The 16,965-nt window shown below is 60.8% G+C and carries 14 protein-coding genes and 1 pseudogene; 13 read left to right on the forward strand and 2 right to left on the reverse strand.

Annotated features, from left to right (window positions below; all coding sequences use genetic code 11):
• Positions 1-93: 93 nt before the first annotated feature.
• Together P0N66_RS11410 and folE2 are read right to left on the reverse strand one after the other, a co-directional pair.
• The gene (locus tag P0N66_RS11410; RefSeq protein WP_275805500.1) at positions 94-1,332 is read right to left on the reverse strand and encodes a hydrogenase small subunit; all 1,239 of its coding nucleotides are present in this window, start codon (positions 1,330-1,332) and stop codon (positions 94-96) included.
• A gap of 229 nt (positions 1,333-1,561) precedes the next feature.
• Positions 1,562-2,296 carry a GTP cyclohydrolase FolE2 gene (gene folE2, locus P0N66_RS11415; protein WP_275805502.1) on the reverse strand — a complete coding sequence of 245 codons (735 nt, stop codon included), beginning with the start codon at positions 2,294-2,296 and terminating at the stop codon, positions 1,562-1,564.
• A 112-nt stretch (positions 2,297-2,408) separates the two neighbouring features.
• On the opposite strand from folE2, the gene P0N66_RS11420 reads away from it, so the two are divergent.
• The 13 genes and pseudogenes from P0N66_RS11420 to P0N66_RS11480 all read left to right on the forward strand — a co-directional run bounded on the left by P0N66_RS11420 (position 2,409) and on the right by P0N66_RS11480 (position 16,926).
• Positions 2,409-4,220, forward strand: a complete 1,812-nt coding sequence (locus tag P0N66_RS11420) for an ABC transporter ATP-binding protein (protein ID WP_275805504.1) — start codon at positions 2,409-2,411, stop codon at positions 4,218-4,220.
• Between the two features lie 238 nt (positions 4,221-4,458).
• Positions 4,459-5,352, forward strand: coding sequence for a hypothetical protein (locus P0N66_RS11425; RefSeq protein ID WP_275805506.1), 894 nt, complete (start codon positions 4,459-4,461; stop codon positions 5,350-5,352).
• A gap of 93 nt (positions 5,353-5,445) precedes the next feature.
• The gene (locus tag P0N66_RS11430) at positions 5,446-7,200 is read left to right on the forward strand and encodes an NAD-dependent malic enzyme (protein WP_275805508.1); all 1,755 of its coding nucleotides are present in this window, start codon (positions 5,446-5,448) and stop codon (positions 7,198-7,200) included.
• A gap of 83 nt (positions 7,201-7,283) precedes the next feature.
• Positions 7,284-7,835 carry an acyl-CoA thioesterase gene (locus tag P0N66_RS11435; RefSeq protein WP_275805510.1) on the forward strand — a complete coding sequence of 184 codons (552 nt, stop codon included), beginning with the start codon at positions 7,284-7,286 and terminating at the stop codon, positions 7,833-7,835.
• 225 nt (positions 7,836-8,060) lie between these two features.
• Positions 8,061-8,651, forward strand: a complete 591-nt coding sequence (locus tag P0N66_RS11440; RefSeq protein ID WP_275805512.1) for an ABC transporter ATP-binding protein — start codon at positions 8,061-8,063, stop codon at positions 8,649-8,651.
• Positions 8,648-9,445, forward strand: coding sequence for an ABC transporter permease (locus P0N66_RS11445; protein ID WP_275805514.1), 798 nt, complete (start codon positions 8,648-8,650; stop codon positions 9,443-9,445). The genes P0N66_RS11440 and P0N66_RS11445 overlap by 4 nt, the downstream gene beginning before the upstream one ends.
• A 23-nt stretch (positions 9,446-9,468) precedes the next feature.
• Positions 9,469-10,437: a carbon-nitrogen hydrolase family protein gene (locus P0N66_RS11450; RefSeq protein ID WP_275805516.1), complete on the forward strand. Its 969-nt coding sequence runs from the start codon at positions 9,469-9,471 to the stop codon at positions 10,435-10,437.
• 144 nt (positions 10,438-10,581) lie between these two features.
• Positions 10,582-10,989 carry an RNA-binding S4 domain-containing protein gene (locus P0N66_RS11455; protein WP_275805518.1) on the forward strand — a complete coding sequence of 136 codons (408 nt, stop codon included), beginning with the start codon at positions 10,582-10,584 and terminating at the stop codon, positions 10,987-10,989.
• Positions 10,990-11,207: 218 nt separating this feature from the next.
• A pseudogene (locus tag P0N66_RS11460) lies at positions 11,208-11,783 on the forward strand (IMP cyclohydrolase); the annotation flags it as partial.
• Positions 11,784-11,909: 126 nt separating this feature from the next.
• Positions 11,910-12,476 (forward strand): phosphoribosylglycinamide formyltransferase, encoded by a 567-nt coding sequence (gene purN, locus P0N66_RS11465; protein WP_275805522.1) that lies wholly within the window; start codon positions 11,910-11,912, stop codon positions 12,474-12,476.
• 52 nt (positions 12,477-12,528) lie between these two features.
• A complete protein-coding gene (pyrR, locus tag P0N66_RS11470; protein ID WP_275805524.1) occupies positions 12,529-13,071 on the forward strand; it encodes a bifunctional pyr operon transcriptional regulator/uracil phosphoribosyltransferase PyrR in 543 nt (180 codons plus the stop codon).
• A gap of 2 nt (positions 13,072-13,073) precedes the next feature.
• On the forward strand, positions 13,074-14,453 hold the full coding sequence (locus P0N66_RS11475) for a sensor histidine kinase (protein ID WP_275805525.1): 1,380 nt from the start codon (positions 13,074-13,076) through the stop codon (positions 14,451-14,453).
• A 97-nt stretch (positions 14,454-14,550) separates the two neighbouring features.
• On the forward strand, positions 14,551-16,926 hold the full coding sequence (locus tag P0N66_RS11480; protein ID WP_275805527.1) for a peptidase U32 family protein: 2,376 nt from the start codon (positions 14,551-14,553) through the stop codon (positions 16,924-16,926).
• Positions 16,927-16,965: the final 39 nt, after the last annotated feature.

Here is a 16,965-nt window from a genome sequence, read left to right on the forward strand (position 1 = left end):
TTAAGGTTCGCTGAAAATCCTTGCTGAAAATCCTTTTAATAAGGCGCAGCTGCTAGCTGCCGGCTATCAAGATTGGCCTGCCGGTGGAAAGCCTCAGGCGGAGTTTTTTTCTTTGCCGCTCTTTTTATCATCTTCCGGCGGCGGGTTGCGGAAGTTGCCCTTTATTACCGAATACACGGCATGGGCGCCGATACCGACCGCGGCGGCGGTGAGGAAGCCAAGGCCGATTTTGTCGGCGGTGGCGTCGGCGCCGCGGCCGCCAAATACCGTGCGGTAAAGCCGATCCTTGCGGGGTTCCACCAGCGGAGCCATGACATCCCAGAAATCCGGTTCGCTGCATCCCATGCAGCCATGACCGGCCTGGATCGGCCAACTGGTGCCCTGGTTAAACTTCTGCCGGGAGCAGTTGTTGAAGGTGTAAGGCCCTTTACAGCCGACCTTGTACAGGCAATAGCCGAGCTTGGCCCCTTCATCGCCGAAACGTTCGACAAATTCACCGGCGTCGAAGCGCCCTCGGCGTTCGCACAGATCGTGCACCCGCAGGCCGTAAGACCAGCGGGGGCGATTGTAAAGGTCCAGGGCCGGCAGGGAGCCAAACAGGATAAAATGCAGCAGGCTGCCCACCATATTTTTTTCGCTGGGGGGACAGCCTGGGATGTTGATCACCGGTTTACGGATGATCTCGCTCAAGGCCTTGGCTTGGGTGGGGTTGGGATAAGCGGCCTGCACGCCGCCGAAAGATGAGCAGGAACCGAAAGCGAAGATCGCCATGGCCCCGTCAGCGGCGGTGCGGCAGATATCCAGGCCGGTGTGGGCATGGGGGCCGATGGTCAGGAAAGTGCCGCCGGCGGCGGTGGGAATACCTCCTTCAACGATAAGCAGGTAATTGCCCCGGTGTCTTTCCTGGGCCCGGGCCAGGTTTTCTTCCGCCTGCCAGCCGCTGGCCGCCATCAGGGTTTCGTGGTATTCAAGAGATATATGGTTAAACAGTAAAGTGTCCAGGGTGGGGGCGTCGGTGCGGATAAAGCTTTCCGAGCAGCCGGTGCATTCGGCCATGTGCAGCCAGATCACCGGTATCCGGTTAAGCATCTCGGCGGCTTTGGCGGTCAGGGGAGCAAACTTGGCCGGCAGAGAGAGCGCGGCGGTCATGGCCACCGACCACTTCATGAAATCCCGGCGGCTTACACCTTGCCGGGCCAGCTTTTCACTCAGTTCGGGGCCGGCGTTGAGTGGACGGCGCCGATCAAGTTCTGCCAAACGTTTTTTGGCCTGGCTGGCCAGAGTGCTGAAACTGGGCCGGGATTGATCATCGTGCGGAGGATGCGAGCTCATAAGCCTTACTCCTTATCCTTGAGAGTGGGTGAATGAAGGTGCGGTGCCTAATGCCCGGGAATAAAGGTCGCCGATTGCCAGGCGACGCGTTATTAGTAAGGATTGTATAGGTTATGTGAAAACTTTGTCAAATTTTAAGACTAACAAAAAACCAAAATGGCAATTTTTTTTTGTGTTCGTGATCGGGGAGCTTAGATTTTCGTCGTGGATGGGCACCTGGTGGAGAAGTTTACAGGTCGTTGCTGTCCACGTAGGCGTAGGCGCTGTGCTTGTGGATGGACTCGAAGCTTTCCGCCCCCACCCCGAACCAGGAGATGGCCGGGTGCTGGGCCGCCAGTTCCGCCACTTTGCGGACCACGTCTTCGACGAACATGGGGTTCTGGTAGGCCGCCTCGGTGACGTATTTTTCATCGGGGCGCTTGAGCAGGGCGAAGACCTCGCAGGAACCGCCGGCCTCGGCCATGCTGATTAGCTCTTCCAGCCATATAAATTCCCGGTATTTCACGCTTAAGGTTATTTCCGCCCGCTGGTTGTGGGCCCCGCAGGCGCTGATTTCGCGGGAGCAGGGGCAAAGGGTGGTGGCGGGCACCTGCACGGTCAGCAGGAAATCCTCGTCGGGGCCGATGCCGCCGGTAAACCGGCAGGTGTATTCCATCAGACTGACGGTCCCGCTTACCGGGGCCTTTTTTTCCAGGAAATAGGGGAAGGTCATCTCCACGTGGGCCGAGTCCGCCCGCAGCTTATCCTTGACTTCCGCCAGCAGTTGGCGGAAAATCCGGTTGCTCATCTCTTCCTGGTAGCGGTTCAGCACCTCGATGAAGGTGGTCACGCAGGTGTCCCGGTACTGGCGGGGCAGGTTGGCCCGCAGGTCGATGGTGGCCACCGTCGGTTGCAGGCCGCCGGATTTCTCTCGCACGGTGATGGGGTAACTGATATCCTTGATGCCGACGCTTTGCAGTTCCATAGCAGTTTGCAGTATTCAAATTAGATTTTGGTCTTTTCCCGGGGGCACAGGCTTGCCTTTATACCCGGTTTCAGCCGTAAATGACAGACGAAAGTCGGATCCAGCCATTTCAATGAGCTCTGCCGCCCCGCCGCCATCAACTCCCGAAGCCGTCGACGCCGACGCCGATCGTTCCTCCTCCCTGGGAACCTATCTCTGGCGGATTTTCCCCTTTGTCGCGCCTTATAAGCGGCGGGTGGGGGTAGGACTGGTGCTCAACGCCCTGGCCCGGCTGTTTGATCTGCTGCCGCTGGTGCTCATCGGTTGGGTGGTGGATGTGATCAGCACCGGGGGGGAGGCCGCCGAACCGGGGCTTTTTGCCTGGTTCGGCCTGGCGGTGCTGGCGACCTTCCTGGCCCTGGCGGTTTTCCAGAGCATCAGCGATTATTGCCTGGATTCCATGGCCCAGAAGGTCCGTCACGACCTGCGGTTGGCGGTTTACCAGCGGATGCAGGGGTTGGACGCCGGCTTTTTCGAAGAACGGCAGACCGGTGACCTGCTGGCGGTGGCCTCCAACGACGTGGACAATCTGGAGCACTTTTTTTCCGATGTCACCACCAACGTGGTGCGCCTGGTGATCACCTTCGTCGGAGTCTACGGCTTTCTTTTCTGGCTGGACTGGCGGCTGGCCCTGCTGCTGATCGCCCCCTTGCCCTTTGCCATTATCGCCGTGCGTTTTTTTGCCGTCCGGGTGCAGCCCCAGTACCGCAAGGCCCGCCGCTCGGTGGGGGAAATCAACAGCATCCTGGAAAACAACATCCGCGGCATCGGGGTTATTCAGGCCTTTACCGCCGAGGCCGAACAGTTGCGGCTGGTGGCCGGGCGTTCCAGCTCTTACGTGGAAGCGGCCATTGCCGCCGCCCGGGAGCGGGCCCGCTTCATCCCCCTGATCTATCTGGTGGCCGGGATGGCCTTTGCCCTGCTGATCACCGGCGGTGCCTGGCTGACCGCCGCCGAACAGGGGCCCACCATCGGCAGTTTCACCACCTTTGTGCTCTTTGCCGTGCGCCTGGTCTTCCCCCTGTTTATCTTCGGCATGTTGATCAACCAGATTCAGCGGGCCGAGGCCTCGGCCCGGCGGATCGCCAAGCTGCTGGCCACCGAGTCCCGGGTGCGGGATCATCCCCGGGCCGCCCCCCTGGCCGACCCGCCGGAAAAGATTGAGCTGCGCGGGGTGGGTTTTGCCTACCGCCGGGAGCAACCGGTGCTGCGGCAGATCAACTTCGCACTGCGCCGGGGCCGGGTTCTGGGAATTGTCGGCCCCACCGGGGCGGGCAAAAGCACCCTGATCAAGCTGCTGCTGCGCTACTATGACCCGGGCAGTGGCGAGATTCTGATCAACGACCGGCCTCTGCCGCTGGTCAAACTGGCAAGTTACCGCCGCCATGTGGGTTACGTTTCCCAGGAGGCCTTCCTGTTTTACGGCACGGTGGCGGAAAATATCCGCCTGGGCTCGCCGGCCGCTGACCCGGCGGCGGTGCGCCGGGCGGCGCAGATCGCCGGGGCGGCGGAATTTATCGAGCGGTTGCCGGAGCAGTACGACACCATGATCGGTGAGCGGGGCCTGAAGCTTTCCGGCGGCCAGCAGCAGCGGGTTTCACTGGCCCGGGCGGTGCTGCGCGATCCGGCCCTGCTGGTGTTGGATGAAGCCACCTCGGCGGTGGATACCCGCACCGAGGAGCTGATCCAGCAAAACCTGCAGCGCCTGAAAGACGGCCGGATGACGGTGGCCGTGGCCCATCGTCTGTCCACCGTCCGCCAGTGCGACGAGATTTTGGTGCTGGTGGAGGGCACCATCGCCGAACGGGGCACCCATGAGGAACTGCTGGCCCAAGGTGGAGTCTATGCCGGGCTCTGGCGGGTCCAAAGCGGTGCTCTGGGGTAAACATCCAGCAGCACCGCACCTTGCGGCGATCGGCCCGGCTTGCTGCGTACCCGGGGTACGCGGCGCCGATCCGCTTGCCGTAATCTGCGGCACTGCTGGATGTTTGCCTGTTAAATTGGGTGGTTAGTGGTTTAATGGCGTTTGCTCTTTAAAGAAAAAAAGCTGTGTTGTCGATATGGTTTGGTGTTCGGGTTTCATTTTTTTGAACCTGCTTGTCAACCTTTTCGGGAGCCGGGTTATGAACTGTTGTCTGCCTGCCGGCAAGGCCTTGCCGGCCTCTGCCGCGCCATTTGCCGCCAATTATCAGCAGCAGGTTGCCTATCGGGAATTTGCCGCTTTCAGCCGCCAGGCCGCTATTTCTCTGACCACCGCCGAGGGCGATGTGGTGACCATCCGCAGCAGCCAGCAGCAGGGGCATGCCCTGGCCTACGGGCAGCAGGTTCAGGCCGGCGGGCATGCGCAGAGCCTGACCATGGCCGGGCTCGATCAGCAGGCTTTTGCCATCAGCGTGCAGGGTGATCTCAACGAAGAAGAGCTGCGTGATATCGAGCGTCTGCTGGGCGATCTTACCTCCATAGCCGGTGATTTTTTTAATGGCGATTACGAACAGGCCATGGCCGGGGCCCTCGTTTTGGGCGACATGGGCAGTATTGCCAAGTTGCAGGCCACCTTTATCCAGACCAGTATGATCAGCCAGCAGGCGGCTTACCGTGAGCGTGGCCCGGCGCTGCCGGCCCATGCCGGCTGGAGCCAGCAGCCCGAGCAGTTGCCGGCCGCCGACCTTTTTGATTACGGCCAGGTGTTGCAGGCTCGCTGGCAGCAGTTGCAGGAGTGGCTAGATGAACGCGCCACCGAAGCGGCGGAGGCCCGGCAACAGGTGGAAAAAGCCGGCTCGGGTCGGTCCTTTGATAACCCACCGCCTTCCCAGCAGATGCTAGAGCAGATCCAGGCCACCATGAGCCAGCACCCGCGACTTTCGCCTCTGGCCGGCTCCCTGGTCAACCTGGCCATCGACCGGGCCGCCGCCGAACACCTGGAAAAACACCCCGCCCTGGAGGCCCGCACCGCCCAAGCTACTGTCGACCTCAAGGCCTGCTTCGCCGAGCGTCTTAACGACTGGCTGCTGGCCTGAACAGTTACATTTTGACAAGCCCCGGTAAACCCGATACCTTGCGGCATCATTGCGTTTTTTTTATCGTCGCCAAGGCCTGCCGGGAGGGTTGCCGTGCCGCTTGAAAGTAGCTACCGCCTGCATTACAACGAGTTTGGCAACACCCGGGAAATCGAGATCCTGACCCGGGGGGCCGATGTCTACGACAATTCCTTCACCAATAAGGGCACTGCTTTTACCCGGGAAGAACGCGACCGTTTCGCCTTGCACGGCACCTTGCCGCCCAGCGTCCGCTCAATGGTCAGCCAGATGGCCAACAGCCGTCAGGCCTGTGAGGGGAAAAACAGCGACCTGGAAAAGTTTATCTATCTCCGTTCGCTGTTCGACCGCAACGTTGCCCTGGCCCACGCCTTGATCGCCAGCGATATTGAGCGCTATCTGCCCATCATTTACACCCCCACCGTGGGGGAGGCCTGCCGCCACTATTCCTCCATGTTCCGCAAGGCCCATGGGCTCTTTTTCTACCCCGGCAATATCGACCGGGCCGAAGAGATCCTGCGGCGGTTCGTGCCGCGCCAGATCCGGGTGGCGGTGGTTACCGACAACCAGGGCATTCTGGGTATCGGGGACCAGGGGGTGGGCGGGATCGCCATCTGCCTGGGCAAGTTGATGCTCTACACCCAGGGAGCCGGCATCGCTCCCTGGCACTGTCTGCCCATCTCCCTGGACGTGGGCACCGACAACCCGGAACTGCTTAATGACGACAACTACCTGGGCTGGCGGCATCCCCGTCTGCAGGATGATGAATACGTGGCCTTCGTGCAGCGCTTCGCCCGGGCCTTTAAAACAGTCTTTCCCCACGCCCTCTGCCAGTGGGAGGATTTTTCCAAGCAGAACGCCTTTGCCATCCGGGATACTTACCTGCACCAACTGATTTCCTTCAACGATGACATCCAGGGTACTGGCGCCGTGGCTCTGGCGGCCATTCTTTCCGCCCTGCGGATCAAAGAAGAAAAGCTGAGTGACCAGGTCTTCCTGGTGCATGGGGCCGGGGCCGGTGGCATCGGCATTGCCGAACAGATGGCCGTCGCCCTGCAGGGTGAGGGCCTGGATGAAGCGGCGGCCCGGGCCCGTATTTTCACCGTGGATCGCCGGGGGCTGGTCACCACCGACCGGGTACTGGAACCCTACAAAGAAAAATTCGCTCACGACCCGGCCGCCTTGCCCTGGCTGCGTCGGGAAGAGGATGGCTCATTGCTTAAGGTGGTCAAAAAGGCCGGGGTTACGGTGCTGATCGGTACTTCCGGGCAGGCGGGTTCTTTTGACCGGGAACTGGTTCAGGCCATGCTGGCCAACACCGACCGGCCGGTGATTCTGCCCTTGAGCAACCCCACCGGGCAGAGCGAGGCCCGGCCGGTCGATCTCGATCAGTGGAGCCGGGGCCGAGCCCTGGTGGCCACCGGCAGTCCCTTTGCCCCTTTGACCCGCCAGGGGAGCAGGGTGCGGGTGGGGCAGTGCAATAATGTCTTTGTTTTCCCCGGCGTCGGCCTCGGCATCCTGGCCGCCGGCGCGGCCGAGGTGCGGCCGGAGTTCTTCACCGCTGCCGCCCGGGCGGTGGCGGCCCAGGTTGACCCTGCCGACCTGTCGGCCGGCGTCTTGCTGCCCCAGGTCAGCGACCTGCGGCCGGTAAGCCGGGCGGTGGCGGCGGCGGTGGGGCAAAGTGCCATGGATTTGGGCGTGGCCGGCCCCTGCGCCTTCAGCACCTACCAGCACCACCACGACCCCGCCAGGCTGGCCCGCCTGATCGCTGAAATGCGCTGGCAACCCCGCTATCTGCCGCTGACGGCCGGCAACGTCACCTGCTGTTGATCAGAGCTCCGCAACCCAGATGCCGACGGATCGTCAACCCGGCTCTTTACCTTTGTCTAAAACAAAAAACTCCAGGAGCAGAAATGAGCGCAACCAACAACTCCAAACCGGAACAGCCTGCAAAGAGTGTGGACGAGAGCCGGGTGATCATGTCTCACATGATGTTGCCCCAGGATACCAACCCCGCCGGGATTGTCCACGGCGGGGTGGTGATGAAACACATTGACGACGCGGCTAGCGTGGTGGCCCTGCGCCATACCCGGTGCAACGTGGTTACCGCCTCCATCGACCGCCTGGATTTTCATAATCCGGTTTTCATTGGTAATCTGCTGACTCTTAAAGCCAGCCTGAACTTGGTAGGCACCAGTTCCATGGAAATCGGGGTTTGTGTGGAGAGCGAGGATTTGCAAACCGGAGAAATACGACATACCGCTTCGGCCTACCTGAGTTTTGTGGCCCTGGACGATAACTACCGTCCCCGCCCGGTACCGCCCCTGTTGCTGGTCAACGATGAAGACCGGCGGCGCAACCGTCAGGCCCAGGATCGTCGCCGGTCGCGCCTGGCGGAGAAGGCCCAGGAAGTGGCCTGCCGCACTGCGGAGAGTTGTCAGCTGCCGGTCGACACCCAACCTTAAACCATACAATTGTCGCCGTTGACCGGCGGGTAATGGCAGGTGAGTTGCAGTTTTTATGGTAACCTCCTGGCTTTTTGGTTTTGCGGGTTGAACCTGCCGCAGGGATTTGCTTTGACACCGTGACCGGCACTAATTAAAAAGAGGGCGGTTTTAAAAAGTCTTACCCATAGCTTGATACATTGCCATGGTCATCGGGTCCGGTGGTATAACAGAAGGGCGGAAAAAGTGCTGATCATAGAAGGCCTGCGGGTGCAGGAAGTTACTCTGGACCTGACCATAGCGCCGGGAGAAATTGTTTGTTTAAGCGGCCCGTCGGGTAGCGGCAAGTCGTTGCTGCTGCGGGCGGTGGCCGATCTGATTCCCCACCGGGGGCGGATAAGTTTCAACGGCGAGGAGTGCGCCGCCATGCCGGCCCACCTTTGGCGGCGTCGGGTGGGCTTGCTGCCGGCGGAGTCCCAGTGGTGGGCGACGACGGTGGGGGAGCATTTTCCCCGGCCGGTGCAGGCGGAACTGGCCGCCCTGGGCTTTGGCCCCGAGGTGATGGGGTGGCAGGTTACCCGCTGCTCCACCGGTGAGCGGCAACGGCTGGCGATTCTGCGTCTGCTGGCCCTGGCGCCGGCGGCCTTGTTGCTGGATGAACCCACCGCCAGTTTGGACCAGGAAAGTATCGGCCGGGTGGAAGGGCTGATTGACCGCTACCGCAAGCAACATCGGGCGCCGGTGCTGTGGGTCAGCCACGATCCGGCCCAGATGGCCCGGGTGGCCGATCGGCGGCTGCAGATTAACGGGACCGGGGTGGAAGAGGTGTCGGTGTGAACCTGATTGAGTTGAGCTATCTTGATCTGCTGCTGGCCTCCGGCCTGATCGTGGCCCTGGCGGCCATGTCGCTGCTGCTCCGGTTGCGGGTGGAGCGGCAACTGCTGATTGCCGCTCTGCGCACCACCGTGCAGTTGCTGCTGGTGGGGCTGGTGTTAAGGGCGCTGTTTGCCCATGCCACCTTGTCCTGGGTCGGCCTGATGGCCCTGGTGATGCTGCTGATTGCCGGTTACGAAGTGATGGCCCGGCAGAAAAGGCCTTTTGGCGGTGTCTGGGGCTATGCCCTGGGTACCGGGGCGATGTTTGTTTCTTCGTTTGCCACCACCGTTTTTGCCCTGCTGCTGATCATCGGCAACGATCCCTGGTATTATCCCCAGTACGCCATCCCGCTGCTGGGGATGATGCTGGGCAACACCATGACCGGGGTGGCCCTGGCCCTGGATCGGCTCACCGGTTTTGCCTGGCAGCAGCAGGCGGTGATCGAGACCCGGCTGGCCCTGGGCCAGGAGTGGCGGGAAGCCATGCGGGACAACATCCGGGAGAGTGTGCGCATCGGCCTGATTCCCATCATCAACGCCATGGCCGCCGCCGGAGTGGTGAGCCTGCCGGGAATGATGACCGGCCAGATCCTGTCCGGCACCGCGCCCATGGAGGCGGTTAAGTACCAGATTCTGATCATGTTCATGATCACCGCCGGCACCGGTTTTGCCATTTTACTGGCCACCTGGATCGGCGGCCGGCGACTGTTTGACGAGCGGCAGCGGTTGCGCCTGGATCGTCTTAAGTCCGCTTAAATTTTGGGAGGTTTGAGTTTCTGATGCTGCGATTGATTGAACGGGTTTTTTCCGATTGCGAGGATTGTCCCAGCGTGCTGCTGGCCAATATGCATGTTACTTCCGACGTGGAGCTTAATCTGGCCCGGATGGAGGAGGTGGTGCAGCTTGCCCATACCCATGGGGCCAATATCCTGATCTTTCCCGAGCTGTGCGTTACCGGTTATGTCTGGGAGGACCAGGGGCGGGGGGAGGTGGAGGAGTTGCTGGCCGCCGGTGAAAACAGCCGGATTGCCCCGACCATCAAGCGCATTCGCGACGGCCTGCGGGACGACGGCAAGGGGCTGGAGTACGTCTTTTACAACAATGTCCGGCGCAAGGATGACGGGCGCTACAACTCCACCTTCATCCTGCACCACAGCCTGGATTACAACCGGGAAGAGTTTATTTACGACAAGATTTTTCTCCCTCCCCTGGAGCAACTTTACTTCCAGCAGGGCACCGACCGGCGGCTGACCATTGAGACCAAGTGGGGCACCTTTGGCTTTCTGATCTGTTACGATCTCTGTTTTGTCGAGATGGCCCGTAAGTACGCTTTCAAGGACAAAGTGGATGCCATCGTCACCATGGCCCACTGGCGCTCGGAAGCGGTGCGGGAGTATGATCGGATGAACATCATGACCGACCATTACTACGGTTATCTATGGGATCTGATGAACTCCTCCAAGGCTGCCTACAACCAGGTTTGGAGCCTGGCCGCCAACGCCGTGGGGCACCATCAGGTAACCGGGGATTACTTCTGGGGCGGCAGCGGAGTATGGGCGCCTTCCGGGATGAAGCTGATCCAGGCCTCCAACATCACCGCCGAGCTGATCCTGGTACGCAACCTGGACCTGCGCGGCCAGCGCCGCAAGGAGCAGGATGATTTCGATTACCAAATAGACTTTGCCCGTTTCTTTAAGCCCATCGAAGAAGAGGGTTCATGCCCGCAGCAGCTACCGATAAAATCGTAAACGTGCAGCAGCACCGCACCTTGCGGCGATCGGACCGACTTGCGTACCTGGGGTACGCGGCGCCGGTCCGCTTGCCGCAATCTGCGGCACTGCTGCACGTTTACGGGCTTGGTGACGATCTTGGCGACGGCTGACGGGGGCAAAATGGACCCACAGAACGGCTCGGACAAAGTCAGAATCGATAAGTGGCTGTGGGCCGCCCGCTTTTTCAAGACCCGCAGTCTGGCGGCCCAGGCGGTTAACGGTGGTAAGGTGCACTTGAATGGCCAGCGGGTCAAGGCGGCCCGGCTGCTGGGGGCCGGTGACCGGCTGACGGTGCACAAGGGTGGGTATGAGTTTGTCCTCACCGTGCGACAGGTGGCCAGCCGCCGGCTGTCGGCTCCCCTGGCGGCGGGACTGTATGAAGAAGAGCCGGCCAGCCTGGCCCGGCGGCAGGAACTGATTGAACAGCGGCGCCTGGCCCGGCAGGTGGCGCCCCAGCCGCCGGCCGGCCGCCCCGGCAAAAGAGATCGCCGCCTGATTAAAAAATTTATTCGTAAAAGCGATGAATAGCCATCAAGGAATCGTCAAAGCTGCCTAACGCTGGGACGGACGCATGGCCTTCACCCCGTTGCAAATTTACCGATTGCCACGCTATCCTGCTTTTCCACTGTGCTCCCGCTGCTTACTGTGTTAAATTGCGGCCTGCGATTCGGTTCGAAACAAAAGGAACCATAAACTTTATTACCATTACCATGTAGTGATAAACTGTTGCGAAAGGAGAAACCATCATGGGCAGAGCACAACGGGCGCTGATCAGCCTGACGGACAAGAGCGGGATTGAAGAATTTGCCGGGGAACTGGCCAAGCTGGGCATTGAAATTCTCTCCACCGGCGGGACGGCCAAGAAGATGCGGGAGCACGGCATTGCAGTCAAGGACGTGGCCGAATTCACCGGTTTTCCGGAGATGCTCGACGGCCGGGTCAAGACCCTGCACCCCAAAGTCCACGGCGGCCTGCTGGCCCGGCGCGACAACCCCGAGCACGTGCGCCAGATGCAGGAGCACGGCCTGGAGCCCATCGATATCGTGGCCGTCAACCTCTACGCCTTTGAAAAGACCGTGGCCGACCCGGCCTGCACCCTGGATAAGGCCATCGAAAACATCGACATCGGCGGCCCCACCATGCTCCGTTCTTCGGCCAAGAACTTCCGGGATGTGACGGTGATCGTCGACCCCGCCGATTACCCCCAGGTGCTGGCCGAACTGAAAGAGCACGGCAACACCACCCTGAAGACCCGTTTCCGCCTGGCGGTCAAGGTCTTTGAACTGACCGGCTGTTACGATACCGCCATCACCACCTGGCTAAAGCAGGTTGATGCGGACAACGACCCCTCGCTGCAGGGCTAAGGTTGGGCGCGGCTGCCGGGCAGAAAGCGAGGTGGTCGGCAAGTTTGGTAAAGCGGGAGCGAAGCGCCCGCAGAGGTGAAAACAATGAATCTGGCGGTTTTACTTTCCGGCTCCGGTCGGACCCTGGACAACTTTCATCAGCAAATCAGTGAAGGCCGGATGGCCGGGCAAATCCGGGTGGTGGTGGCCAATACCGCCGACGCCCTGGGGCTGGAAAAGGCCCGTGGCTACGGCTATCCGGCCTTTCATGGCGAAAACAACGAGGCCATCAACCGCATCCTGGCCGACCACCCGGTGGACCTGGTGCTGCTGGCCGGTTTTCTCAAGCTTTACACGCCGCCTGAGCACCTGCGCCGGTCGGTGCTCAATATTCATCCCTCGCTGATTCCCGCCTTTTGCGGCGATGGAATGTACGGCATGCGGGTGCACCGGGCGGTGAAGGCCCGGGGGGTGAAGGTCAGCGGCTGCACGGTCCATTTCGCCAACGAGGTGTACGACGAGGGGCCCATTGTGGTCCAGCATTGTGTGCCCCTGGAAGATGAAGACAACCCGGAAGATATCGCCGCCCGGGTCTTTGCCGCCGAATGCCGGGCCTACCCCGAGGCGGTGAACCTGGTGGCGACCAAAGGGATCGACTATTTCTGGCCCTAGCAGCCAAACGTTTACTGCGGGTAGTCATCTTCGGCAACAAATGAGGTAAAACATGCAAAAAGTCAAAACTAGGCTGCTGGACGGAGACGATATTGATCGCACTCTTTCCCGTATGGCCATGCAGATTGTCGAGCATAATCATGGGGTGGAAAACCTGGCCATCATCGGCATCTACACTGGCGGGGTTTACCTGGCCCAGCGCATTCAGGTGCTGATCCAGGAGCAGTTTGGGATCAACCTGCCCACCGGCAGTCTGGATATTACCTTGTATCGCGACGACTGGAGCCTGGCGACCCAGAACCCGGTGGTAAAAAAGACCGCCATCGATTTTGCTCTCCAGGACAAGGCGGTGGTGCTGGTGGACGACGTGGTTTATACCGGTCGCACCATTCGCGCCGCCCTGGATGCCATCATGGACCTGGGGCGGCCCCGTTGCATTCAGCTGGCCGCTCTGGTGGACCGCGGCGGTCGGGAATTGCCCATTCAACCGGACTACACCGGCCTGGATGTCCAGGTGGGCATGGGCGAGCATGTCCATGTGCTGTTGCGGGAGCATGACGGGGTGGATGAAGTGGTGCTGGTACGCCAGGAGTAAAGATGAATGACGGGCAAGAAATAGAGGCCCTGGAGCGGGTGCTGGCCCGGGTACAGGAAAAAAATCGCAGTTACCGGCGCTATAATTTTTCCGAGGCCCAAAATGCCGTGTTGCGGGCCTTTTTCGACCTGGCCCAGGAATATGACTCCATGGATGACTTTTACCGGGTCTGCGTGGCCGTGCCCCGGGTTATGCTGGGTCTTAAAGTCCGCCTTTATCTGCTCAATGAACGCCGGGATACCCTGGAACTGCTCTGTGACAGTGAGTCCGGGGTGGTCAGCCCACCGGTGCCGGTTTCAGGGGAGATGGAGCTGAGTTGTCGCACCCAGGCCAGGGATTCCTCCCTGCTGGTGCCCATTCAGCGCAAAACCTCGCTCTATGGTGGTGGTGCTGAAAGCCGCTCGGTGGCGGATTTGGTCTTGGGACGACTGGAAATTGCCGGCGGTGCGGAGATGGATAAGGCGGTGCGTTTTTTCCTCCGTAAATACGCCAACCGGGTCGGTTACAATCTTCATAACCGGCTGATTGCTCAGCAGAATATCCGGCACCTCAAGTTCATCAATAACCTGGTGGCCGACATCGAGCACAACGTGATCACCCCCAATATGTACTTTCGCCACCTGTTCAACAAGTTGCGCAAAAGGCTGGCGGAGTTGGAGGAGGTGAGCCAGGAGTTTTCCCACATGCGTCAGACCGATCTTTGTGACGGTGAGGCTTGTGGCCTGGTGCAGCAGCGACTGGAGGCCATTTACGACGAGCTGGCCGCCAATCACCGGGAGATGCAGGAGCATTACAACAATTACAGCCTCTTTCTGGAAAGCCTTTTCCGGCGAGATCATTTTCGCAAAGGCCACTTGGTACTGCGCCCCCGGGCTTGTTCCGTTGAAAAAGAAGTGATCGCCCCGCAACTGGAACACTACGGCAATCGCCTGGTCAAGCAGGGCATCAAAATAGATCAGCCCAGAGACATGGCCGAAGAAGAGCTTCACCTGCGGGTGGATGTGGGCCTGCTTTCTCAGGTTTATGCCAATCTGTTTTCCAATGCCGTCAAGTACACCTCATCGGTGCACGACCATAACGGTGAGACAGTCAAGCTCATGGCCTACGGCCGGGAACATCTAATCGATTACTTCGGCCCCGGCAGAGACGGAATCAAGTTCAACGTTTTTACCACCGGTGAGCACTTAAGCGAGCGCGAAGCGCAGATGCTGTTCAGCGACGGTTTCCGGGGCGAGGCCGGCCAAGGTAAACCCGGCACCGGCCACGGGCTGGCTTTTGTCAAGCAGGTGGTGGAAATCCACGGCGGCGTGGTGGGTTATGAGCCCACCGTCATGGGCAATAACTTCTATTTCATTCTCCCCCTTTCTGCCGATGAATCCTGAACACCCACCGGGTGGCGTCCCTTCAAGCAGCGGGCCGGGTAAACGCGCCGCGGGATCGCAAGTCTGTGCCGCCAGCGGCAACGATGAACGATGCTCCATGGAACTGCTGGCCCCGGCCGGCAGCCTGGAAACTTTTGCCGCAGCGGTGGAGGCCGGGGCCGATGCGGTGTATATCGGGGCGCCCGCCGCCAACGCCCGAGCCCTGGCCCGCGATCTGCCGTCGGCGGAAATCGCCGCCATGATCGACTATGCCCATGGGCGCGGCGTGCGGGTGTACGCGGCCATGAACAGCCTGCTGAAGGAAGATGAGTTGGTTCAGGCCGTCGCCACGGTGGAAATGCTGGCGGGGCTCAAAATTGACGCTCTGATTATCCAGGACCTGGGGCTGCACCAGCTTTGCCGCCGTTTTTTTCCCGACTTGCGGCTGCATGCCAGCACCCTGATGGGTGCCCATAACAGTTTGGCGGTGCAACAGTTGGCCGCTATGGGTTTTGCCCGGGTGGTGCTGGCCCGGGAGTTGACTTTGGAAGAGATTACCGCCATCGGCCGGGAAACCAAAGTGGAGCTGGAGGTTTTCGTGCACGGGGCCATGTGTTTCAGTTACTCCGGCCTGTGTCTGTTCAGCAGTTACCTGGGTGGCAAGAGCAGCCTCCGGGGGCGCTGTGTGCAGCCTTGCCGGCGGGCCTACCGCTGGGCTGGAGAGCAGTCTGCCGGGCAGGCAAAAGGCCGGGGGTGGAGAAAGCCCGGCCGGGAAGAGCCGGCCGCCAAGGGTGCTTATCTGTTTTCCATGAACGATCTCGAGACCATGGAGTTGCTGCCGGCATTGCAGCGGGCCGGGGTGGGGTCGGTGAAGATCGAGGGGCGGATGAAAAGCGCCCAGTACGTGGATCGGGTGGTGCGGGCTTACCGGCGGGTGGTTGATGCCGTGGGCAATTCTGGCGCTGCCCTCTTTGACCACGTTTCCTCGCGCCCGGTCGCCCCGCCGGCCGGTTTAGCCGAGGCCCTGGAGGAAGGGCGAGCCCTGCTGGCGGAAGCCATGGGCCGCCGGACCGGGGCTGGTTATCTGCGCCAGCCGTTTAAAGATCTGGTTAGCCCGGGACACTCAGGCAATATCGGTCATTTTTTAGGGAAGCTCAGCGCCGCCAATGGCCCCTGGGGGCGGCTCAAACTGCGGCATCCACTGCGCAAAGGTGATCGTCTTCGGCTGCACCGCGAAATCGATGGCGAGCGGTCGGCTTTTACCCTGCAGGAACTCAGGCCGATGGGCAGCGGCCGGAGCGGGCCAAGCGGTAAAGAAAAAGCGAGCCGGACGAGAATTTTACCGGAAGCCAGGGTTGACCAGGAAATTGAGTTGCGCCTGCCGGTGGCGGCCCGGGCCGGTGACAGCCTGTATCTGGTAGATTTGGCCCAACGGCGCCGGCAGGCGACGCGATGTGACCTGACGGTTGCCGAGCGGCACCGGCGGCAGGCCGCGGCTTGGGAAAAAAGGCAGCCCAACCTGGAGATTGTAAGCTTTATCGGGGCCGGCAGTAGAATCGGTTCCGGCCGTGGCAAGGCCGGCGGCAAGGTCCGGGCCGCGGAAAACGCCGCCCGACGGGGAAGGGGGGAACTCCCTTCTTTGCCGCTGTGGTTACGCCTGGATGACCTGAAAATGCTGCCGCGGCGTTTGCCACCGGAAGTGGCGCAGGTGGTGTTGCCCCTTTCACCGCATAGCTGGCCGCAGTTGGCGTCGGCCGGGAAGCTTTGGCGTCCGTTGGGTGATCGACTGGTCTGGGCCCTGCCGCCTATTATCCTGGAAAATGACCTGCCTTTTTATCGTGAAAAAATTGCCGAGTTGCAAAGTAAAGGCTGTAATGCCTGGCAGCTTGGTCACCTTGGCCAGTTGCTGTTTTTTGCCGACCAACCCGAAATTGCCTCTGCTGCCGGCGGCGGCAAAAAAGGACGGCGGGGGGCCCCGTTGCTTTTACATGGTGACTATACCCTCAATATCCTCAACAGTCTGGCCGTCCGAGGCTACCGGCAGCTGGGTTTCACTTCGCTGCAGGCGGCCATCGAAACCGACCAGGACAACCTGCTGGCCCTGCTGGGCGGATTGCGGTCGTCGAGTAAAAAGAACCGTTCCAAAGCGGCGGCACCGTCTTTGGGGCTAACCCTGCATGGCCGCCCACCGCTTTTTACCTCCCGCCTGGATTCCATCCATTTCCGTTATCGGACCCCTTTTCTCAGCCCCCGGGGCGAGCGGTTCCTGTTGCTCCGGGAGCATGATCGGACCATGGCCCTGGCGGCGCATCCCTTTTCCCTCCTGTCGCGGGGCGGTGAACTGGCGACTTCCGGTCTTGCTTTCGGAGTGGTTGATCTGCGTTATCAGCAACTCAATCGCCAGGACTTGTCGCTGCTGCTGCGCCGGGCCGGCAAAGATGCCCGGCCAATTGCCGGGGCCGGCAGCTTCAACTTCCTGCACCGCTTATCCTGAACGTATAGTCCCGTTAAACCGTAAACGACAACTGAGCAC

Source organism: Desulfurivibrio dismutans (assembly GCF_029210385.1).
In the GTDB taxonomy this organism is placed as follows: domain Bacteria; phylum Desulfobacterota; class Desulfobulbia; order Desulfobulbales; family Desulfurivibrionaceae; genus Desulfurivibrio; species Desulfurivibrio dismutans.